This is a genomic window from Ekhidna sp. ABH4_415, from assembly GCF_056161305.1.
This window is the reverse complement of record NZ_JBSWYW010000003.1, coordinates 371,784-394,770: the sequence shown is the minus strand read 5'-3', so window position 1 is coordinate 394,770 and position 22,987 is coordinate 371,784. Positions and strand designations below refer to the sequence as shown.

Annotated in this window: 18 protein-coding genes; 10 read left to right on the top strand and 8 right to left on the bottom strand. The window is 41.9% G+C overall.

The window, feature by feature from the left end:
- Positions 1-68 precede the first annotated feature (68 nt).
- Positions 69-1,409, top strand: coding sequence for an NfeD family protein (locus ACXAH9_RS07040; protein ID WP_474894148.1), 1,341 nt, complete (start codon positions 69-71; stop codon positions 1,407-1,409).
- Between the two features lie 271 nt (positions 1,410-1,680).
- Complete coding sequence (locus ACXAH9_RS07035; RefSeq protein WP_474894147.1) at positions 1,681-2,652, top strand: DUF3667 domain-containing protein; 972 nt, start codon at positions 1,681-1,683, stop codon at positions 2,650-2,652.
- On the opposite strand, the gene hemL is transcribed toward ACXAH9_RS07035, so the two are convergent.
- The 3 genes from hemL to guaA are packed head-to-tail and all read right to left on the bottom strand — an operon-like array spanning position 2,632 to position 7,301.
- A complete protein-coding gene (hemL, locus tag ACXAH9_RS07030; RefSeq protein ID WP_474894146.1) occupies positions 2,632-3,924 on the bottom strand; it encodes a glutamate-1-semialdehyde 2,1-aminomutase in 1,293 nt (430 codons plus the stop codon). The genes ACXAH9_RS07035 and hemL overlap by 21 nt on opposite strands.
- Positions 3,905-5,749: a hypothetical protein gene (locus ACXAH9_RS07025; protein ID WP_474894145.1), complete on the bottom strand. Its 1,845-nt coding sequence runs from the start codon at positions 5,747-5,749 to the stop codon at positions 3,905-3,907. Before ACXAH9_RS07025 ends, hemL begins: the two co-directional genes overlap by 20 nt.
- A gap of 28 nt (positions 5,750-5,777) precedes the next feature.
- Complete coding sequence (gene guaA, locus ACXAH9_RS07020; protein WP_474894144.1) at positions 5,778-7,301, bottom strand: glutamine-hydrolyzing GMP synthase; 1,524 nt, start codon at positions 7,299-7,301, stop codon at positions 5,778-5,780.
- Positions 7,302-7,435: 134 nt separating this feature from the next.
- Between guaA and pafA the strand changes: the two genes are divergently transcribed.
- Both pafA and ACXAH9_RS07010 read left to right on the top strand, forming a co-directional pair.
- Positions 7,436-9,046: an alkaline phosphatase PafA gene (gene pafA / locus ACXAH9_RS07015; RefSeq protein WP_474894143.1), complete on the top strand. Its 1,611-nt coding sequence runs from the start codon at positions 7,436-7,438 to the stop codon at positions 9,044-9,046.
- 33 nt (positions 9,047-9,079) lie between these two features.
- The gene (locus tag ACXAH9_RS07010; protein ID WP_474894142.1) at positions 9,080-9,730 is read left to right on the top strand and encodes a DUF4159 domain-containing protein; all 651 of its coding nucleotides are present in this window, start codon (positions 9,080-9,082) and stop codon (positions 9,728-9,730) included.
- 68 nt (positions 9,731-9,798) lie between these two features.
- Here the strand turns inward: ACXAH9_RS07010 and ACXAH9_RS07005 are convergent, their stop codons facing one another.
- Positions 9,799-10,635 (bottom strand): hypothetical protein, encoded by an 837-nt coding sequence (locus ACXAH9_RS07005; protein ID WP_474894141.1) that lies wholly within the window; start codon positions 10,633-10,635, stop codon positions 9,799-9,801.
- Positions 10,636-10,842: 207 nt separating this feature from the next.
- On the opposite strand from ACXAH9_RS07005, the gene ACXAH9_RS07000 reads away from it, so the two are divergent.
- From ACXAH9_RS07000 to ACXAH9_RS06985, 4 genes are all read left to right on the top strand, one after another.
- Positions 10,843-11,793, top strand: a complete 951-nt coding sequence (locus ACXAH9_RS07000) for a hypothetical protein (RefSeq protein ID WP_474894140.1) — start codon at positions 10,843-10,845, stop codon at positions 11,791-11,793.
- Between the two features lie 4 nt (positions 11,794-11,797).
- Positions 11,798-14,476 carry a CHAT domain-containing tetratricopeptide repeat protein gene (locus tag ACXAH9_RS06995; RefSeq protein WP_474894139.1) on the top strand — a complete coding sequence of 893 codons (2,679 nt, stop codon included), beginning with the start codon at positions 11,798-11,800 and terminating at the stop codon, positions 14,474-14,476.
- A gap of 30 nt (positions 14,477-14,506) precedes the next feature.
- Complete coding sequence (locus ACXAH9_RS06990; protein WP_474894138.1) at positions 14,507-15,085, top strand: hypothetical protein; 579 nt, start codon at positions 14,507-14,509, stop codon at positions 15,083-15,085.
- Positions 15,086-15,171: 86 nt separating this feature from the next.
- Complete coding sequence (locus tag ACXAH9_RS06985) at positions 15,172-15,354, top strand: hypothetical protein (protein ID WP_474894137.1); 183 nt, start codon at positions 15,172-15,174, stop codon at positions 15,352-15,354.
- A gap of 18 nt (positions 15,355-15,372) precedes the next feature.
- On the opposite strand, the gene ACXAH9_RS06980 is transcribed toward ACXAH9_RS06985, so the two are convergent.
- Entirely contained in the window at positions 15,373-16,575 is a 1,203-nt protein-coding gene (locus ACXAH9_RS06980; RefSeq protein WP_474894136.1) for a TlpA disulfide reductase family protein, read from the bottom strand.
- A gap of 73 nt (positions 16,576-16,648) precedes the next feature.
- Here ACXAH9_RS06980 and ACXAH9_RS06975 point away from each other — a divergent pair, with 73 nt between their 5' ends.
- Together ACXAH9_RS06975 and ACXAH9_RS06970 are read left to right on the top strand one after the other, a co-directional pair.
- Complete coding sequence (locus tag ACXAH9_RS06975; protein ID WP_474894135.1) at positions 16,649-17,083, top strand: hypothetical protein; 435 nt, start codon at positions 16,649-16,651, stop codon at positions 17,081-17,083.
- 95 nt (positions 17,084-17,178) lie between these two features.
- Entirely contained in the window at positions 17,179-18,309 is a 1,131-nt protein-coding gene (locus tag ACXAH9_RS06970; RefSeq protein ID WP_474894134.1) for a DEAD/DEAH box helicase, read from the top strand.
- Between the two features lie 89 nt (positions 18,310-18,398).
- On the opposite strand, the gene ACXAH9_RS06965 is transcribed toward ACXAH9_RS06970, so the two are convergent.
- From ACXAH9_RS06965 to ACXAH9_RS06955, 3 genes are all read right to left on the bottom strand, one after another.
- The gene (locus ACXAH9_RS06965) at positions 18,399-19,442 is read right to left on the bottom strand and encodes a PKD domain-containing protein (protein ID WP_474894133.1); all 1,044 of its coding nucleotides are present in this window, start codon (positions 19,440-19,442) and stop codon (positions 18,399-18,401) included.
- A 227-nt stretch (positions 19,443-19,669) separates the two neighbouring features.
- Entirely contained in the window at positions 19,670-22,225 is a 2,556-nt protein-coding gene (locus ACXAH9_RS06960; protein ID WP_474894132.1) for an ABC transporter permease, read from the bottom strand.
- Between the two features lie 3 nt (positions 22,226-22,228).
- Positions 22,229-22,951, bottom strand: a complete 723-nt coding sequence (locus tag ACXAH9_RS06955) for an ABC transporter ATP-binding protein (protein WP_474894131.1) — start codon at positions 22,949-22,951, stop codon at positions 22,229-22,231.
- Between the last annotated feature and the right edge of the window lie 36 nt (positions 22,952-22,987).

Sequence of the window (22,987 nt, the reverse complement as noted above, 5' to 3'; positions counted from 1 at the left end):
TAGGATAACTTTATGCACGGATCAACAGTTTCAAAGTTGGAGCTTTGTTGTGATTTTAGCATCCGATTATGAGAAAACTATTTGCAATACTTTCTGTCTTTTTGGTCTTTATATCCTTGGCTCAGGAAAAGGAGAAGCCATTGGTTTTACATCTCACTATCGATGATGTGATAGATCCAAGAACTAACCGATACTCTGAACTTGGTTTGGAAAAAGCTGATGAGATTGATGCTGACTATGTGATACTGGAGCTGGACACCTATGGCGGTGCGCTAAATGATGCGGATGATATCCGCACCCGGATTCTGAATTTTGATCGACCCATTTACACATTTATCAATAAGGATGCGGCTTCTGCAGGCGCCTTGATCTCTATCGCATGTGACAGTATCTACATGGCAAAAGGTTCCAGCATTGGAGCTGCCACAGTAGTAACTCAGGATGGTGCAGCAGCACCGGATAAGTATCAGTCCTACATGCGATCCATCATGCGATCTACTGCTGAGGCAAAAGGAAGAAATCCCAGAATGGCTGAGGCAATGGTAGATGAGGACATTGATCTGGACAGCATCGCCACAGAGGGTAAAATTCTGACGCTCTCTACTTCTGAAGCAATCAAATATGGATTTTGTGAAGCGGAAGTCAGCAACATAGATGAAATCATGAAGCGTTCCGGAGTGGAAGATTATGAGCTACAGGAATTTAAGCTTGGTACGACAGAGAAAATCATTTCTTTATTCCTGAATCCATTTGTTAGTGGAATTCTAATCCTCATCATCATTGGAGGGATCTATTTCGAACTGCAAACACCGGGAGTAGGTTTCCCTATCCTAGCATCCATTGTGGCTATCATCTTGTACTTCGTTCCCAACTATCTCAACGGGCTGGCTGCAAACTGGGAGATAGTTATGTTTATTGTGGGAATCATTCTTATCGCAGTAGAGGTTTTTGTTATTCCGGGGTTTGGGGTAGCAGGAGTGCTGGGACTTATCTGTACCGTCGGCGCACTGATTCTTGTGATGCTCAATAACGACATGTTTGACTTTTCTTTTGTAGGTGCAGATGAAATTTTCATTTCAGTCGCCACAGTCCTTGCAGGGATGCTGGGAGCCATAGTCATCATGTTTTTCGGGGGAGCCCGGCTGCTGAACAGCAACGTATTCAAGCGCATTGCTTTGCAAGAGGTGCAGGAAGGCTCACAGGGTTATACTTCTACCTTTTACAAGGAGAAATCACTTGTGGGTAAAAAAGGTAAAACCTATACTCGCCTGCGTCCAAGCGGACGCATTGAGATCGACGGAGAAATCTATGATGCTTTCACACGGGGCAATTTCATTGATGAAGGCGTAGAAGTCGTGGTGATTTCGGATGAAGGCACCAGCCTTAAGGTGAAAGAAACTAAAGGGTAAAACTCAATAGACAAATACCAAATACTCGTCAGGCAACTAGCCCGATATTATAAGTATTAGCCTACATGATTTGAATTTTATTTGTGATTTGTGATTTGATACTTGTTATTTGAGCAAATGAAATTATACCCCACACTCATATGGACATTTACGATCTTGGCATTTGTCTTTCTTTTCTTTTCACTGAGGACGGAAACCAACCAATTAATTTATAGTTTAGTAGCGCTAGGAATGTGGGGGGTGGCCTTTTTGCTCAATAAGTTCAAACCAGGTGAAAAAGAGAAGGAAACATAAGGCCTGCCTCAATTGTGGCGAGCTACTCCAACAAAAACATAATTATTGTCCTAATTGCGGGCAGGAAAACACAGACAACCAGGTAAGCATTGGGCTACTCTTACGAGAGTTTCTATCCAACTTTTTCTCGCTGGATTCACGCTTCGGACGATCTTTCAAGCCCTTTTTATTCAGTCCAGGAAAGCTGACAGTTGCGTTTAATGAAGGGAGAAGAGTACTGTATGCCAACCCAATTCGCTGGTATCTTGTAATCAGTATTTTTCATTTTTTCTTCCTGGCCAAAATGTTTGAGCCAACTGTGAAGGACAAAAAGCTTAGAGGTTTTTTGGATAAAATGGAAACCTTAACCCCTGCTGAGTATGATAGCATTTCCCAACGAGCAGATACCGCGAAAAGAGTGGACTGGCCTATTTCCAATAATCACATGAAATTGGTGAGGCATCTCAACGAAGCTGCTGTACTGACCCCAGAAGAAATCATGGACACCCTTAAGCTTAATGATCAACCCTTTTTTCAAAGACTGGCATCCAGGCAAATAATTAAGATTAATCAGGAAACAACCGCCTCTCTCAATATTTATATCATGCGGCAAATCCCGATCATTATCTTTTTCATCTTGCCGATTTATGCGTTTCTCTTAAAAGCTTTCTTTTGGCGAAAAGGATTGTATATCAAACATTTGATCCACTCCATCCACATCCATTCGTTCTTTTTCTTTCTACTTGGATGGGTTTGGGTATTTGCTTTAATGTTTGAGAATTTTGAGGATTTTGGTATTGGATTCACGTTGCTATTGACATGTGTTTACATTGTCATTAGCTTTCATCGAGTCTATGGTGTGAAATACATTTGGAGCTCTTTCAGACTGCTAGTCATAGGCTTCATTTACTCCATAGTACTAATCTTTAGTTTGGTAGTAGGAGTAATTCTATCCCTGGCGTTCCTTTAAAAAATCTTCAAATACCTGAATGATCTTCTTCACTTCCTCATCACCGATGCTGTAAGAAATAAACCAGGATTCAAATTGAGCCGGAGGCAAATAAACGCCGTGTTCCAGGTTGTATCGAAAATATTTACCAAATAGCTCGGTATCGCAGGTGTTAGCCGTTTCAAAATCAATGACTTTCTTATCCGTGAAAAACAGACTGATCATACTACCAATTTGATTCATGGTATAATTCAGTTTGTGCTTTTTCAACTCCTTTTGATATCCTGCCAATATCTTTTTCGTTGCTTTTTCGATTTGCTCGTAAACTTCAGGGTGCTCGTTAAGATAGCTAAGTTGTGCATAACCTGCAGCCATAGCCACCGGATTACCGGAAAGGGTTCCAGCCTGGTAAACAGGACCCTGGGGAGAAACAAAATCCATGATGTCCTTTCGTCCTCCGTAAGCTCCTACTGGCATGCCAGCACCTATAATCTTACCTAGCGTAGTTAAGTCGGGTTTGACACCAAACACTTCCTGTGCTCCGCCTTTAGAAAGTCTGAATCCGGTCATCACCTCATCAAAAATTAGTATGATATCTTCTTCATCGCAAAGGGTTCTGAGCCCTTCTAAAAACCCAGGTTCAGGCAGCACACAACCCATATTGCCGGCTACTGGCTCAATAATGATAGCTGCGACCTGATCTTTGTTCGCAGCTACTACCTCTTTTACTTTTTCCAGATCATTGAATGGAGCCAATAATGTGTCTTTAGCTGTTCCTTCTGTCACACCGGGGCTATTAGGTGTGCCCATGGTAGCAGCACCACTTCCAGCAGCGATCAGGAAAGAATCTCCATGACCGTGATAGCAGCCTTCAAATTTGATAACCTTGTCTTTTTTGGTAAATCCTCTTGCCAAACGGATGGCAGACATGGTGGCTTCCGTGCCTGAGTTGACCATTCGAACCTTCTCAATGGATGGCACCATTTCTGTAATCAGCTCCGCAAGTTCTACCTCCATTCTGCTAGGAGCTCCGAATGAAGGTGACCCAATGACTGCCTTGAAAATAGCTTCCTCGATCTTTTTATTCGCATGACCCAGAATCATCGGGCCCCAACTATTGATAAGATCGATGTACCGATTACCATCTTCATCGTACATGTAAGCTCCTTCAGCTTTAGCAAAAAAAATGGGGTCGCCCCCCACTGCTTTAAAAGCTCTGACGGGTGAGTTTACCCCACCCGGAATATAGTCTTGTGCTCGCTCAAAAAGTTCTTTACTCGTCGTTATATTCATTTGATCCTTCAACTTTCTGTTCTGCGTTTCTGTTTTGTAATTCCAGCCCTTTCAACGTGGTAATTGGAACAACCTGATTGTCTTTGAATGGGCCGTATTTTAGCCCCTCCATAATATAGCCTGGATAGAAATCGCCATTTACTAACCCTCGCTGAAAATACTTTCCATGCTCTTTCATTAAATAACCCAAATGCTTAATAAGTTCGTATCCGTAGAGGTGGTATTCACTAGGCATTTGACCGATTTTTTCAATGAATTTATTTCTTAGACGCTCATACTCCAAACTTTCATCATCGTAGTAGGAAGGACTCAAAAAATCCACCTGCAGACGTTCTAATTGCGAATAAGATACCAGTGAAAAATCTAACCAGTCCTCATACCCAATGATGCCTATGCTGTCACTCCGTACTTCAACCATACTAATGAAGTTATTCGCTAATACATTGCTGGAAGTAGCCGCAAAAATATGTCCAATACTATCCGGCTGAATCGTGAACTTCACTTCATACGATTCTATAACATCATTTCCCTCTCTGTCGCGAATAATACGTCCGGTCCGTTCATTTCTTAGGCTTCTTGTGCGTACAATTCTGCCTGGCAGCAACGCAATAGAGTCAATTTCCGATTGCGAGTACATGGTATCCAACCGAACCTCGTATTGCTCTGTAAAGTCTTTCTGGATCTGCTGAGCATCTTCATTGGAAAGCCGTGCAAACTGAACCACGAAAAAACTATCCTTTTCTATCGTCTCGCGATACGCATTTGCAACAATGCTGTCTCGTTCGGTCTCATAAAAGATAAAGAGCTTTTTATTGTTAGTAAACTTCTTAGCAGCGTATTTAGCCGCCTCTCTCCCTTGGGTACTATACGCTGGCTTAAAAAGGTATGAGTAAGGATTGTTTCCGACTATTGCCTCATTGGATGAAACAGGGTTAACCATCGTAATCTTATTTTCTTTCGAAAACTGACTGATAAAGTTTGATGGTCCGGAGTAAAGCGGCCCGATGATTACGTCTGCATTATCGAGCTTTTTGTCTTCAATCAAATCATAGGTTACAGAGCCTTTCTTCTGCGTGTCGAACGGAAATAAGTTGAGTTTGATATCTTCTTTTTCCAGCTCAGCTTGAGCAAGCTCCATTCCCTGATATAAATCAAAAATGATGGAGTTTCGAATGACTGTTTGTGGGCTTTTCAGTGATTCGTACATGAATGGAAGCACTACTGCTACGGCATACTCATCTTTTTTGACCAGTGGTAAACTTTCGTCTGATCCCAGCTCCACATCAAACTTTTCTGCCAGTTCCTGCAGCATAAACTGATCTCGATCTTCGTACGGCTGGGCTTTGATTGCTCTGGCATAGTATTCACCAATGTATTTATTCTTTGGATTAAGTGCGTAGGCTGAATCCAGGCTTTCGATTGACATTTTGCTTAGGAATGCGTCAATCAGATTGTTTCTCCAAACATCTGGGAGCTGCTCAGCTTTTCGAAATGCCTCCCACATCTTACCCTGATCAAAAGCTACGTAAGCCAACCAAAAATCTACCTCTTGCTGCTTGTCCCAGTCCGGATACCTGACCTGGATTTGCTTCCACATATCTTCTGCTACTTTCGGCTGATTGGACTTCAATGCAGATAATGCATAGTAGAATGAAGCATACTCACCGAAAGTTGCATCATTTGTCAATGACTGAAATGCCTGCATAGCAACCTGATAGTTGCCCAGAGAAAACTGACGCTTGGCTTCCAGATATTCTCCCTGATTGGATTGAGTGAATCCAACAAGAAACGATGTGATGAGTAAGCTGAAAATGGTTATCCTCACTGGTCTTTTTTTATTTCAAAGCTAATGATTATTCCCACTCGATGGTTGCAGGTGGCTTAGAGCTGATATCGTAAACGACCCTGTTCACCCCTTTCACCTGATTAATGATCTTATTAGATATCCTACCTAGAAAATCGTACGGTAATTGCACCCAATCTGCAGTCATCCCATCGAGGCTAGTCACCGCTCTGAGCGCAACCACGCTTTCATACGTTCGCTCGTCACCCATTACTCCTACTGACTGAACAGGTAGTAACATCGCTCCAGCTTGCCATACTTCATCGTATAAGCCCTCCTCTTTCAGCCCATTGATGAATATTGCATCAACCTCTTGCAAGATGCGTACCTTCTCTGCGGTAATGTCTCCCAATATTCTGATGCCAAGCCCCGGTCCCGGGAACGGATGGCGACCTAAAATGAAATCGGGTATCTCTAGTGTTTTTCCCACATTCCGTACCTCATCTTTAAAAAGGGTGTTGAGCGGTTCAACCACTTTTAAGTTCATTTTTGCGGGTAGTCCACCCACATTGTGGTGAGATTTGATGGTAACCGAAGGTCCGTTTACTGATACCGATTCGATCACATCCGGGTAAATGGTGCCCTGTCCCAGCCATTTCACATCCTTTATGCTTTTCGCCTCCTGATCAAATACTTCGATAAACACACGGCCAATGATCTTTCGTTTTTTCTCCGGATCGGTTTCGTTTTTTAGTTCATCATAAAACCTGGACTTAGCATCCACACCTTTAACATTTAGTCCCAGGCCCTCATATGATTTCAGCACTCCTTCAAATTCATTTTTTCGCAAGAGTCCATTATCCACGAAAATGCAATACAGATTTTTACCTATTGCCTGGTGGATAAGCATTGCTGCTACCGAAGAATCAACACCTCCTGATAATCCAAGCACCACTTTATCATTTCCTAGTTGCTTTTTCAGCGATGCAACCGTTTCCTCAACAAATATATCTGGTGTCCAATCCTGAGATGCACCACAAATGTGAACTACAAAGTTTCTAAGAACTACTTTTCCCTGGGTGCTGTGGGTTACTTCGGGGTGGAATTGAATACCATAGACTTGCTTGTCCTTGATTTTGTAGGCAGCTACAGGGATTGACTCTGTGGCTGAAATTTTTTGAAAGTTGTCTGGTAAATCGGTGATTGTATCTCCATGAGACATCCATACCTGACTGCCAATCTCAACCTCTTTCAGCAAATCAAAATGTGAATCAACCGTTTTGAGATTTGCTCTTCCGTATTCTCGATGATCTGATTTTGCAACCTTTCCTCCATTTTTTTGAACCAAAAGCTGAGCACCGTAACATATTCCTAAGACCGGTAAATCACCCAAATCATCCATATTCATATCCGGAGAACCAGGATCCAGTACAGAACATGGACCTCCTGACAATATCACACCTTTTATATCCGGAGTGATCTCAAATTTGCTAAATGGATGAATTTCACAATAAACATTTAGCTCACGTACTCTTCTTGCAATTAGCTGTGTGTATTGTGAACCAAAATCGAGGATCAGGATTTTATCTTGCATGGCCGCAAAATTACAGGCTTAATACCATACAATTAGCCCTTCTCTTTATCGAAAATTCATATAATCGATCTAACAATTTAACTCTGGAATAATTTTGGTTTAATACCTTCACATTTTGTTTGAATCTATTGTATATGAGAAAAGTATTTTCCACGCTTCTAATCTTGGTATTGATCAGTTCTGCAGCCCAGGACAAGCCTCGTCTGATTGTTGGGATTGTAGTAGATCAAATGAGGTATGATTATATCTCTCGATTTTACAATGACTTTGAGAATGGTGGATTTAAGCGACTGATCGATGATGGATTTCTTTTCCGCAACGCTCATTATGATTACATGCCTACCAAAACCGGTCCCGGACATGCCTCTATCTACACTGGAACTACACCCGCCAGGCATGGAATCATTGGGAATGATTGGTATGCCACTTCCATCGATAAAAAAATCAATTGTGTTTATGATAGCACAGCATCCGTAGTGGGAGGAGTTTCTAACGGTGAAGTCTCTCCTCGAAATGTAAAAACAACCACCATTACGGATGAATTAAGACTGTTTTACAATTTCAATTCAAAAGTGGTGGGCGTTTCACTAAAAGATAGAGGTGCAGCAATTCCTGCTGGTCACAATCCTTCCGGTGCTTATTGGTACGATTTGGAAAGTGGAAACATGATTACCAGTACCTATTACCGAAATGACCTTCCATCATGGATTAAAAAATACAATGAACGTAACCGACCGAGTGAATTCCTTTCAGGAAAATGGGAGCCTTTGAAAGCGATAGAAACCTATAATGAGAGTATTGAAGATGAAAATCCTTATGAGCAAGAATTGAGAAAGGGTATGGGAGTTTCCTTCCCTCATGATTTGTCAAAGCACAAAAAAGACATGTCATTACTTAAATACACGCCGTTTACGAACACTTTGATAAAGGAAGTTTCAATGGAAGCGGTCATTGGAGAAAGTCTTGGCATGGATTCAATTCCTGATTTTTTGACGATGAGTTTTTCTGCCACAGATGATGTTGGTCATCGGTTTGGCCCACGTTCGAAAGAAATCCAGGACACATACCTGAGACTGGATCGTGAAATCAGTGAATTTCTAAGCTTCCTTGACGATAAGATTGGAGAAGGGAATTACCTGGTTTTCCTCTCTGCCGATCATGGTGCCACGGATGTACCCGCCTATTTATATAAAAATAAAATGCCGGCAGGGTATCACAACAATGGATTCATTAGGTCTTTGATTAATGATAAGTTAAATGAACGATTTGGAGAAGGGAAATGGGTCAGCTACATCATAAACGAGCAAGTCTATTTAAACAAAGATCTTGTCGCTGATAAGCAATTGGATCTGAGAGAAGTCAAAGAAGAGGTGATCAAGACACTGATGGCTGAAGACTACATTGTAGATGCATTAGATGCTGATTTGGTAGCCATGCGAATGTTTACAGACCCCATGCTGATACGCTTACAAAATGGTTATGACAACAAGAGATCAGGGGATATTCTCTACATCCTGAAGCCCAGCACACTAAACGATGCGTGGGGAAGGAAAGGAACGGACCACCGAACACCATATACTTACGATACTCATATTCCAATCATCTTTTATGGAAAAGGCGTCAGGAAAGGCAACAGTGTGAGACAGGTGGCTATAACAGACATTGCGCCGACCCTATCAATGCTTTTGAATATTTCTTTGCCAAGCGGAGCTGATGGGGAACCATTAAAAGAACTGTTTGAATAAAACTATTTGAGCCAAGACGAGTATAACTGACCTATGAGAAATCTTTGGATTTTGCTTTCCTTCATCAACATGATGGCACTGGCCCAACCGGTAAAAATTGCAAAACTAAAGTATGATGGTGGCGGTGACTGGTATGCGAACAAAACAGCCCTGCCAAACCTGATTGAGTTTTGCAATGATCAAATAAATACCAATCTGGCACTATCAGAAGATGTAGTAGAGGTAGGGAGTCCTGATCTTTTTCTTTATCCATACGTCTACATGACCGGCCATGGTAATGTGGTTTTCAATGATGCCCAGGCAGAAAATCTAAGAAACTACCTAACTTCAGGAGGTTTCCTGCATATTGATGATAACTATGGGTTGGATCAGTTTGTGCAAATTGAAATGAAGAAGATTTTTCCAGAGCTTGAGTTTGTGGAGATACCTTTTGATCATCCAATCTATCATCAAAAGTTTGACTTTGATGATGGCCTACCCAAGATTCACCAGCACGATGGAAAACCACCAAAAGGATATGGAATCATCTATCAAGGGCGATTGGTTTGCTTCTACTCCTATGAATCAGATCTAGGCAATGGGTGGGAAGATCAATCGGTATACAATGACCCCCAAGAGGTGAGACTAGAGGCGCTGAAAATGGGAGCAAACATTATTTCTTATGTTTTTACCTCTGCGCTTTAAACAAGGAAAACCCCACTCTTCCGAAGAATCATGGGGCCGTTCCTACCTGAAAACTTACCAACCTTAGACTATCTTAATCTTCTTCTTGGTCTTAATGTGATTTCGAATGGTTCTCCATCATTGACAGTGACGGTAGCGAGGTAATCACACTCTCCATCTCCGTAATCTACAATTGCAACATTATCACCAGAAGTAAACTGTTTCACGCCTGATACCGGAACATATACCCCGCGTGCCCAGCAAGCTCTTTTGTATATCAATCGTTCAATGATTTCCATGGAATAAGTAACTCCATCTCTTCTGGATCCACTGGCATTTCCTTCCACTTGTGCTTCATCGTCAATCGGATTATTGGCCCTGATCCATGTACGAGTCCTTGCAGCTTCTCTGGTCACCGTTGTTTCATCTTCGAACGTCAGTTTGCCACCTGTAAGTGTAATACTAAAAGTAGGATGATCATCAGTGCCCTCAGAAATATTCTCAACCCTTCGTGTACCTTCTACAAGCACCCCGTCAATGCTAAAATCCACGAATGTAGCTTCTCTAAACGCACCGGGAACCAACCTGTGATCATTATAAGTAATCAGAATTTTACCGGCTCTAATGCGTCCACCTGGTCCCTCACACCCTTCACCATAGTCAATGGTAACTGTATTGTTTTCTCTGTCATGGGTCACAGTAGCACAATCTAGAATATCATCTTGTTCAATTCGACCGCCGGTATCAACGGTTTCCATACTTGCCTCTACGATTAAGTCTACATCTTCATAACTAGACTCAAGTGCAGCTTCAGACTCGATATCCATTGACTCAACGATATCTTGTGAACTCACTTCATTATCATCACTACACGATGTAAAGAATGACACTGCTGCAATTGCGGTAATAAATAATAGCTTTTTCATGATTTTCATATTTCGGTTTTGTTTTAATCAATTTTGGTGCTTGGACACTATACCTGAATAGAGGTTTAATTGACTATTAAAAAAAATTGAAAAAAGAAGCTATTCCAGTAAGCAATTGGTAGACAACCGATGAAATAATGTCCGAAATGGGATGTTAAGGAAAGCAAATCATTAATATTGTAAGTGGCGTAATCCAACAAATTCATTATGCGGTACCTAATCACACTCACGATACTCACTACACTTTGCTACTCATCCTATTCGCAGGGCTGTAGTGATGCTGGCTTTTGCACAATGGGAGCTATGAAGCCAGATCAGAACTATAGCAAAAGAATTGCTATCAAACTCCGATCAATTGAATTCAATTATTATGAAGGTACCAGCCTTCTTACTCCCATTATTCGTGCTACAACGATTGATTTCACTTTAGGAATTAATGATTTCAGTTCTTTTCAAATCAAATTACCCTATCAATGGATCAAGGGAAGCCTGGGCGAAAATGCAGGACTTGGTGACATATCACTTTGTTACACCCGTTTATTAAAAGCGACGAATAATTGGAACATCAATGGCACACTAGGAGCAAAAATTCCTACGAATGATTCCAACGCCAAAGTGAATAATGAAAATACAGGTGGAATGGACTCCCCTCTACACATGTATTATCAGACCAGTTTGGGCTCTTATGATGCCATAGCAGGTATCTCTTTGATTAGTAACGAGTGGCTTTTTGCTACCGGCATTCAAATAGCATTAACAGAAAACAACAATCAATTTACCTGGGGTGGTTTTCCTACTTATCCCAGCCCAGAATACGTAGAAGACTATAATCGAGGAATAGAACTTAAAAGGGGAATAGATGTGATGCTAAGAGTTGAGCGAAATTGGAGATTTACCAATTTCAATTTTTCACTTGGCGCACTACCTATTTGGCGAATCACTAAAGATGAAGCTATCATTCCTGGTACCAATGAACGGGGAAAATTAGACGGAACAACGGGGATGGCCCTTTCCATGCTTGCTAGCTTTGGATACAACTTCGACGTAAATAATAGTGTAAAAATCATTAAAGGATACAAGCTCACAGATAGAGATTTTAATCCGGACGGCCTAACCCGAAATGAAGTGTTGAGTATAAGCTACATATATAAATTCTAGCCTAATGAAGCGACTTTTTATACTTCTGTTCTTTTCACAATATGTCTTTGGCCAAGACATTCAGTTAAAGCAGGCAGAATCTTTTTATGCTAAAGGGAACTATGAGACTGCCTATGCTCAGTTTAAAGAAGCAGGTGACATCTATTTCGCTAATGCAGCATTTACAGAATATGCAAGCACTCACCTTAGAATGGTTGATTGTCAAATCCAAGCTGGTAATCCCTTTCATGCCAAAAGCCTTGCAGAAAACACGCTGACATTCATTGAAAATGAAACACCAAACGAAAATATATTAAAAGCCAGGGCACTCACATTGTTAGGACTCAGTCATCTCAATCTGGGTCGCAATGAGGAAGCTCTGGAGGTTTTGCTAGAAGCAGAACAACTATTTGGTGAAGAAGACACAGAAGCAAAGGCAAATTGTCTGGATGCTTTAGGCCTTGTTTACACCACCAATGAGAATAATCAGCTTGCAACACAGTATCATGAGCAAGCTTTTGTGATTAGAAGAAAGCTTTTCGGTCCACAATCAATCGAAGCTGCAAACTCTTACAATAATCTGGGGCGTGTGTTTCTTACCAGTGATCCACTTCAAGCACTGATTTATTTCAACCGTGCCAAAGGCATCTATGAGGAAAAATTGGGTAACAGCAGTCGAAGAGCACTTAGAGCTAGCTTAAATATTGCCTTTGCTAACATGGAGCAGGAGAATTATGATGATGCGTTGGCCCAGCTCAATGAGGTAAAACTCATCTATGATGCTTCTTACGATGAGGAGCATCCGAACAAGGCATATATCCAATCAATAATTGGTAGGGTACACCTCGAAAAAGAAGAATACGAAAAAGCCCTGCTCAATCAAAAAGAAGCATTGCAGATGTATATCAGTCTTTTCGGAGAGAAGCACCCGGACGTAGCGAACACCTATTACCTCATTGGCGAAATCCATAAGGCTAAATCTGAATTTAAGACTTCTGTAGAATTCTATCAACGTGCTATTTATGCGAACCTTCCCGATCAGTCTTATTCCAGCCTTTATGACCTTCCTGAACTCAGCAATTATTTTAATGCAGATATTCTTCTCAGAACTATGCAAGCAAAAGCTATTGCACTTGAAGCCTTGCACTTTGAAAAATCACTAAATGTAAGAGATATTGTTGGAGCCATTAAAGCATATCAAAAGTGTGACGACCTCATCACTATCATTAGAAGAAAGCGATTGAATGAGCAAGACAAACTGCGTCTCGGTCAAATTGCGAAAGAGGTCTATGAAAACGGTATTCAGCTTTCTCTCATCCTGAGTGAGCAAAGCTTTAATCGCAAAAAACACCTTCAAACGGCTTTTGATTTTTGCGAGCGAAGTAAATCATCCGTACTGCTTGAGGCCATCACCGAATCAAAAGCAAAGAAATTTGCAGGTATTCCTGACGAGCAGATTCTTTTGGAAGACAGCCTGAGGGATGAAATCTCTTACCTGGAGCAACAGCTTGCACAACAGGAAAATGCAGACAATCAGGAAATGAAAGACCTGCTCTTTAGTTATCAAAATGCCTATCGCACGTTCATTTCTAATTTAGAAAATCAGTATCCGGAGTACTATAAACTCAAATACGATCACTCAATAGCCACAATTGCTTCCGTCCAGAAACACTTGCATGAAAATGCAGCGCTTTTATCCTATTTCCTTGGTGAAGAAGACATCTACATCTTTATTATCACACAGAAGAAGGTTGAAGCCATTAGAAAACAGAAAGGAGACGATTTCAATAAATACACCACTGGGTTGAGGAACGCAATCAAATACAATAGTAAAAGCACCTTTTTTAAAGCTGCCAAAAATCTGCATGCAATCCTGATCCCTAAATTGAAATCAGATATTCGTGAATTGGTAATTCTTCCTGACGGAATACTTGGCACTCTGCCATTCGAGGCTTTTGTTAATCCTGATAATGAAACGGAGACTTTTAGTGATGCCAGCTTTTTGATTCGCGATTATCACATTTCCTACGATTACTCTGCGACGCTCTTCAATGAGAGAAAAGCAGACGATGAGCAGGTTGATCCTGAGATTTTACTCATCGCGCCGGTAAACTTCGATGAAAATGAAGTACGAATGTCAGCACTCCCCGGGTCGGAAAAGGAGATCGATGAAATTCGCTACCTATTCATGGGTAGCAATTGTGAAACAAAGGTTTGCATTGGTACGGAGGCTAGCGAATCCAATTTTAAGAAAGAAGACCTTGGGAAATTTCGCTACTTACACTTTGCCACTCATGGAATTGTGAATGAATCAGAACCTGCGCTTTCAAGAATATTCCTAAAACCCGGAAATGAAGAAGACGGCAGTCTTTATACAGGGGAAATTTATAACCTGAACATTGATGCAGATTTAGTTACACTATCTGCCTGCGAAACAGGCCTGGGGAAAGTAGCTAAAGGAGAAGGCATTGTAGGTTTAAGCAGGGCCTTGCAATATGCCGGAGCAAACAACATCATTGTATCGCTTTGGCAAGTAGCCGACGCTTCAACAGCTCAGATGATGATTGAGTTTTACAGATATAATCTACACAATGAGCACCATGGTTATAATGCTGCATTAAGACAAGCCAAACTTTCATTGCTTGAATCTGAGCAATTCTCCAGACCGTACTATTGGGCTCCTTTTATTCTGGTAGGAATGTAGGTGTTTGCCGCTTTTAGTTGTTTATACACTATGAAAAAGGTAACCTACCTGCTCACTCTTTTATTCTCCATGTGCCTTTTCGCGCAATACGACTATGCGTCATCCGCTGAAAATCCCTTTGGGAAATTAAACCCTGAAGCTCCCAAACAAACCGCAGATTTTGCACCGTTAATCGGGACGTGTGTGTGCAAGTCCGTCAGACGGATAAATCAAAACACCTGGGCGGATACTGTCATGATGAATTGGATCTTTAAATACATTATGAATGGCATGGCCGTCCAAGATGAAACATTGAAAGAGGATGGAGTACATTCCGGTAGTATCCGCCAATACAATGCAGACAGTGCAAAATGGTACGTTCACTATTATTCTTCTTCCAGTGCTACTCCGATACTATCCAGCTGGGAAGGAAACAAAACAGAAAATGGCAACATCGTACTCTACAGAGATCAGCCAGCACCCAATGGAATGCCCGGATTTTACCGACTCACTTTCTCAAACATATCGAAAAGTGGTTTTGACTGGGCTGGTGAATGGGTGAATAAGACAGAGACATTTACCTATCCAACCTGGAGAATTTTCTGTCGAAAAAAGAGTATTAAATCATAATTCTTAACAAGTAATCTTGCTTTCCTCAGAAATCTCTCAGAATTATTTATCACCTTACTAGTCCTAATATCCTGTAATCGATAAGTATGAAGAGAGCAAAAATCGGTGACATGGTGGAAAGTGATTATGGCAAAGGACGTATACTAGCAGAGACGAAGGAGTGGATTATCCACGACAATTCAGCCAATGACAGTGACACAGAATTTGCCATTTTGAAGTCTGACGATTATTACAAAATAGTAAATGAATTGGAGCTTCAAACTTCCTAAATGTCCAAGAAACTAAGTCTATTCAACGAGTAGTAAATCGATGATTTCTTTGAATCGTTCATCAAAAGTCCGATAGTATTCACCTGTTGCCGGACCATTGAAATAGCTGTGTACATACCTTACATATCCTGATTTATCCAGGATGACTAAGGTAGGAAAGGCTTCTATGCGTTCCATGAATGGAAAAGGCATAGCTGCTCCAGTTTTACTCAATCGTCCCCCCAGCACCATGTCGTATGGAATATTGTTCACTTCCCGGTATTTCTCAAGACGTTCCAAACCGTATTCTTGTGAATAATTAGCTTCAAATGATGCCGCTAGTATTTCCACATCCTTTTCCTGATTCTCCTTATACCATTCAACCAGGTATTTTGTCTGATCGTGACTATTGGGGCACCAGGTGCCAAATAATTGAATGATTAGCACCTTCCCTTCATACTTTGAGGGGTCAATGGCGTCACGCCCCTCTCCTGCGCCGAGAAGGTCATAATATGGTTTTTGAGATCCTGGCTCCACATCCACTATTTCGAATGGGTTCGTTAACTCAGCTTCTGAATCATATACTGCCTCCCACGGTTCACTGTACCCGTCATCATAAATCATCTCACCACTCCATCCTTCTGCTGATTTCTTGCCAAGAAAAGCAAACGCATGCGCTCCATCAAAACAGGATAGCTTGATAGAATCACCATCTAAAATACCTTCAAAGTAGCGGTAATCGCTCACCTTGGTCATGATCGTACCTGTGACAATATGACCTCTTTGGGTGAAGAGCCCTACACCTTTAGACAAGCTGGATGTTTCCGGAGAAAAGGTGATATCCCAGCGCTTTTCGATCGGTGGTGACGAGCGTACGCTGTTTTTCATCATTCTTGGTTTCCCAAATTCAGCAGAAAATGGAATAGTGAGGTCACGATAGTACTTTTTATAAACGCCTGTGATACTCATCGCTGAAAATCGTGCTCTGATCTCCACATCGAAAGGATCCAGCGGAATGAAAATGCTGTCACCATCTAGGATCGCATTCCTCACTGTTCTTCGTTCGCTTCCATTGATGAAAGTGATTTCAGGTACTTCTCCATTGAGATATCCGATCTCAAAAGTAAGAGGTATATCTACTTCAGCGTAGTGGATATCACCACGCCACTGGCCGGGTTTGATAATCTGTGACAGTACATTTATTGAATAAAAAACAAGAGCAAAGGCAAGTATTCGTTTCATAAATGGAAGATAGAAACTATTGGTCTTGAAATGAAATCAGTATATTTAAATGATTAACCAACCTAATTTAACTATGACAAACGAATCTGTAAAGCCGCCTACCTGGTTTTGGGTGGTAGCTGCTATCGCTCTGCTTTGGAACTTGGCAGGAGTTGTGGCTTATCTTGGACAAGCGTTTATGACAGATGCAATGCGTGAGGCCATGCCCGCAGATCAGCTGCAGGCGATAGATGGAAGACCTGTTTGGGCAACAGCTGCTTTCGCCATTGCTACCTGGGGTGGACTTTTGGGTAGCATCCTATTGCTTGCTAGAAAAGGTCTTGCCTATATAATTTTCATTATCTCATTAGCTGGGGTGATTGTACAAATGATTTACGAAGTATTTATGATCGAAACACCTGTTAGCTATGGTCCAGCAGAAATAGTTATGTCGCTACTAATTCCAATCTTTGGAATTGCATTGATACTCATCTCCAAGAAAGGAAAAGCAGCAGGATGGCTTAAATAGGGTCATTCGTTAATAAGCGAATCAAAGCATCACCTAACTGCGTGGTGCTTTTTTAGTTTATCATTTTTGCCCCGATTAATGCATCTTTGCCGCACATGACATTTAATGAATTTAACCTTGACGATCAGCTTACGGAAGCAATCGATCACATGGGCTTCTCGGAGGCCACTCCCATTCAGGAAGAAGCCATCCCAGCCATACTAGAAGGAAAAGACCTGATCGCCTGTGCGCAGACAGGAACTGGAAAAACAGCCGCATTTGTAATTCCTACATTGAACTATCTGGCACAGAACCCCAGTGATGACGTGAAGGTCCTGGTGGTGGTACCAACCCGAGAACTGGCTATTCAGATCGATCAACAATTTGAGGGTTTTTCCTATTACCTACCTGTTCATTCCATTGCCATTTATGGTGGTGGAGATGGCTCTGATTTTGCCCAGCAGAAAAAAGCTTTAACACAGGGTAGTAATATTGTGGTGGCCACACCGGGGAAGCTGATCTCCCATCTTAATCTAGGATATGTAAAATTTGATCAGGTCACTCATTTGATTCTGGACGAAGCAGACCGCATGCTCGACATGAACTTCTATGATGACATTAAGAAGATCATCACCTACCTGCCAAACCTCAAGCAAACTTCTATGTTCAGCGCTACTATGGCGCCTAAAATTGAAAAACTGGCCAGGGAAATTTTAAAAGAGCCAAAAAAGATTGAGCTAGAGTTGGCCAAACCTGCCGAAAATATCAGCCAGGAAGTGTACCGGGTAGAAGAAGGCTACAAAACGGAGCTTATCAGCAAACTCATTGGCCGATACGATGCTTTTGAGAGTATTTTGATCTTTAGTTCCACAAAGAAGAAGGTTTCAGAGATTGTACAGAGCCTGAAAAAAGCGGGACTGGAAGCAAAGGGTATCTCTTCCATGCTAGAGCAGGATGAGCGGGAACGAATCCTATTGAAATTCAGAGCTAAGAAGTTGCGCATCCTGGTAGCTACAGATGTCTTATCCCGAGGTATCGATATCAAAGACATTAATCTGGTGGTAAACTACGATGTACCAAATGATGCGGCAGATTACGTACACCGAATCGGACGGACAGCCCGAGCCAAAACCAGTGGTGTAGCAATCACGCTTGTCAGCAAGGATGATAACTACAAAATGAAGCGCATCGAAAAACTGATCGAAAGACAGCTTGAAAAAGTGGATTATCCGATGCGGAGGAGGTGATTAGTTCCTGACCATTCAAAAAACAAAAGCCTGCTAAACGCAGGCTTTATTTTTGTCCCTCTTTAAGAGTTTGATTATAACCAATAATTTTATTCGCATGACTGATCAAAAGTCAAGAGTATCGTTTCTTCAATTCCGCTTTGTGAAAAAGTATGCTCTACAGAAGTAATCTCATCCCCTGACTTGCTGACTTCAAAAGTCCCTGAGAAATCCACTGAACTGCCCCCATCGTAAGAGACCGAAATGGATGTAGGAATCATTTTGTTGAAAAGTACAGGGGGCTCATCCTGATCAAATAAGATGGCCATATCTACTCTCCATTCATCCGTTCCATAGGTAACAGTGCCTCTTTCCTCCTCCACAACATTTTGTTGGTCATCCGTTCGGTACTCAGTAAATGCGGTAACGTTCCCATTAATGACGGTGTATTCTATAAATGATCCTGTTGCCTCAAATTCACCAGAAGCAGATTTTTCAAACTCGTGAGAAGTTACAATAGTCTCTCCACCTGCTCCCTCTTCGTAACTAAGTTCATACTTACGAAAGCGGTCTGGTTGATCAATCTCCACGCGTATCACTTGTCCATCATTGTCATAAAAGAAAGTTCTTTCCTTTGAAATATTGTCTCCTTCAAAAAAATCAATTCCAGTCATGTGACCTGCTTCATCGTAACTAATCTCCGCTCGAATAGCAGTGAAATCCAACAGCACTATTCTTCCTTGATCATCATATCCGTAAACTCCATTTCTTTCTTCTCCCCCTTCAGTTTTGGTAAAGGTATCTTCACATACAGAGATGTAGTTCTCAATGATTAGGGTGTCTTTTTCTGCTCCTTTTTCGACAATTAATGTTACACTATAAGATCCTTTTTCACTATACTCGATCACAGGGTTTTGTTCGGTAGAAGTAGATGGTGTCCCTCCTGCAAAAATCCAATTCCATGCATCTGGTGTCCCCTCAGAGTTGTCTGTAAAAGATACTTCTCCCCCAACAAGCACCTGTTCTTTATCTGATGTGAAGCTTGCCTTGATAAGTGCTTCCTCCGAGCTAAGTCCATCGTCCTGAGAACAGGATAATGCAGTTATTAATAATACTACTAATGCAGCACACGATTTGAAAGATTTAAAATTCATATTTATTATTCGTATTTCGGGTAAACATAACTGATGTCAAAGAACACTTGACAATCATTCGATCGACTTTAGTGAATGGTCGATTTACCTAAAAAATTCATGGAGAAAGTTTTTTATAAGATGTTCGAATAACCAATTAGAAGATTCCAGCACAAGGTCAGAATGACGTTTCAAATGTTAATTTCTAAAGCGAAAAAATCTTCAAATCAAGAAATCTTCAAATCGAATCATCCCTCCCTCCTCAGCACCTCCATCGGTGACTCTCGCACCACACTACGACTGTTGAGTAAGCCAATGAGAATGCTCATGCCTGTTACAAGTATGAATACAATTCCGATCTGAACAACATTCGGGACGAAGGTGAACTCAAAAACAAACTGTCCCAACAACGTAGTGAAAAGACCTGCCAGCAATATCCCGCTAAGCGCCCCAAGCGCACCTAAAAAGAAATACTCAGCAATCGTAATCGTCCAGAGTTGCTTTTTGGAAGCCCCCAATGTTCGTAATAATACGTTCTCTTGCACCCTTTGAAACTTGCTGAGTATGATCGAACTGATCATCACAATGATACCGGTCCCTATACTAAAGAAGGCCATGAACTGGATCACAAAAGCTACTTTCCCCAGCACATCTTCTAATGTCTTTAGGATCAGCTCCAGGTCAATGATCGATACATTAGGAAACTTACTCACCACCTCCTGCTGATACCGAACCGACTTCATCATGTCATCTACACGGGTCACTAGCACATGAAATTGTGGGGCTCGCTCCAATGCACCTTTTGGAAACAATACGAGAAAGTTGGTTTGCACCCTTCGCCAGTCAATCTCTCGGAAGCTACCTACATACGTCTTCAGGATCGCCCCTTGTACATTGAAGACCAACTCATCTCCCAGCTCAATATCTAGGTTGTCTTTAAATCCTTCAGAGATACTTATATAAATACTGTCATTTCGTACCTCTCCGATCCACTCACCCTCCACAATTTTCTCCGAATCAATCAATGAATCCCTGTAGGTCACGCGATACTCCCGGCTATAGGCCCAGTCAGAGATCGAAACCGTGGTATCATTAAACGCCTCATCTTTCGTATATCCCTTCACTTCCAGCAATCGCATAGTGACCACTGGAACATCTTGAGAGATGGGCAAGTCATATGCTCGAGTCAATTCTTTGATCAGTTCATGTTGCTCAGACTGAATATCAAACAAGACCGTATTCGGGCGGTCATTCGCTGCTGACAAAGACACCCGCTGCACCAACAAATCCTGCATAAAATAAAGGGTCGCTAAAAAAGCTGTACCCAACCCCAGAGCAGTGATCAAAATAACTGTTTGATTGTTTGGACGATAGAGGTTGGAAAATCCCTGTCGCCAGACATATTTCATGGATTGTGGCACCAGTTTTCGTGTAAGCCAACTCACGCCTTTTCCAATACCGCCCAACAAAGCAATCGCTCCAATTAAAATACCTGAAAATGTAAGCGACTCTCCGAGCTCCTGTATCTGCCAAAAGACCGACAAAAAGATAAAAAGAATGATCGCTCCCACGATTGGAATCAATGCTTTATCCAAATGAAATTTGCTTTCATCAAATCCAAGTCGGATAGCAGACAGTGGGCTGATCTTTCGAAGACCTATTAAAGACAAAAGTCCAAACAAAAGAGATATAACTATTCCTATCAGCACTCCAACAACCAGTGCGGGCCAATAGGGTTGCGGTACCAGGTCAATCGGAAGAAAATCTTGCACAACTACCGGCAAATACAGATGTATGGCCAATCCGAGTAAGCTGCCTATAATCGATCCAATAAACCCAAACAAGGTGACCTGAATCAAGTAAACCCTGACTGCTTGCTTCGCCTTCATTCCCAGGCACCTGAGCACAGCCACCGCTTGTACTTTACTTTTGGCATACACATAAATAGCACTGGCTACACCCAAACATCCCAGCAATAATGCCGTAAAAGCAACCAATTCCAGGAAGTTGGATAAATTTTCAAAGTCCTCACCGGTTTCACGCTTTTCTTCCTCCACCGTTTCTACATCATACCCTTTACTTTCGGTTTGGGAAGCCAATTTCTTCCAGCGTCTGATAGTATCAATCTCTTCAGAAAATTGAAAATAATGCACATAGTTAATCCTGCTCCCCTTTTGAATCAGGCCAGTCGACTCAAGGTATCGGTATGGAATGTAAACAACAGGTGAAACTGAGGATGAAACATCCGTCTGACCGGGAATCTGTGTGATTGCCCCTATGATCTCAAAAGTGAGTGCACCCACATTCAGGCTATCTCCAACCTGCGCATCATACTGGATCATCATCTTCTCGTCGACCAAAGCAAACCGACCATCTCTGAATTTTTGTGAGGCTTTTTCCGGTTTTGTCTCAATTGCACCATAGTATGGATAATCACCCTCCAATGCCCGAACCTGCACCAGACGAGTGCCTTTGGACTCGGTGAACATCACCATGGATGCGAAGTAGCTTTCTTTTGAATGATCGACGGTAAGCGATTTGAATTGCTGTAGCAAACTATCCGGCAAATCCCTTCTTCCTTGTACGCGAACATCCGAACCGACCAGTCCTTTCGCTTGATTGTCTATTTCCTGCAAAAGATTTTCCCGGAAAGAGGTAATTCCGACCATGGCCGCAATTCCTAACGAAATGGAAGCAATGAACAGCAGAAGCTTTCCCCGACTTTTGCGACTGTCCCTCCAGGCCATTTTCCATGGCCAGGATTTGCTGTACTTAGCAGGTTCTATGGTTATTTTTCTGTCCATTAATTAAGAAGCGGTGGATCTAAGGCGTGAGGTATTTGTTCCCTTTCGCTGATCGACAATGTGACCCCCCTTCAACTGAATGATCTTTTCTGTTTTTTCTGCCAATTCCAGATCATGAGTCACGAGAATGAGAGTAGTTCCTAATTCCTGATTGATTTCAAAAAGCAATTCCTCTACAGATTGCCCGGTTTCTTCATCCAAATTCCCGGTAGGCTCATCTGCAAATAATACTTTAGGCTCGTTTGAAAACGCACGCGCTATTGCTACTCGCTGTTGCTCTCCTCCAGAAAGCTGCGAAGGGTAATGATGCATACGCTCACCCAACCCCACTCTTTCAAGCAATTCAGATGAACGCTTACTCGCATTTTTCACGCCCCGAAGCTCCAGTGGAATCATCACGTTCTCCAACGCAGTAAGCGTTTGTATCAATTGAAAATTCTGAAAAACAAATCCTACATACTGATTACGAAGCTGAGCCATCTCATCTTCACTCAATCGGTCTAATAAAATATGATTGAGGGTGATGGAGCCTTCAGTGGGACGATCCAGCCCGGCACAAAGTCCCAAGAGGGTAGTCTTGCCACTTCCGGAAGGACCTACTACTGCTACAGATGCCCCCTCCTCAACCGAGAAGTTGATATCTTCCAGCACATGTACTTCCCTGGAGCCGGATCGGAAGGTTTTTGAAAGGTTTGAAACCTCTAAAATGGATGATTCGTTGGCCATGTAGAATTATTAAAAAGTAAACGTTAAGTGAGCTCA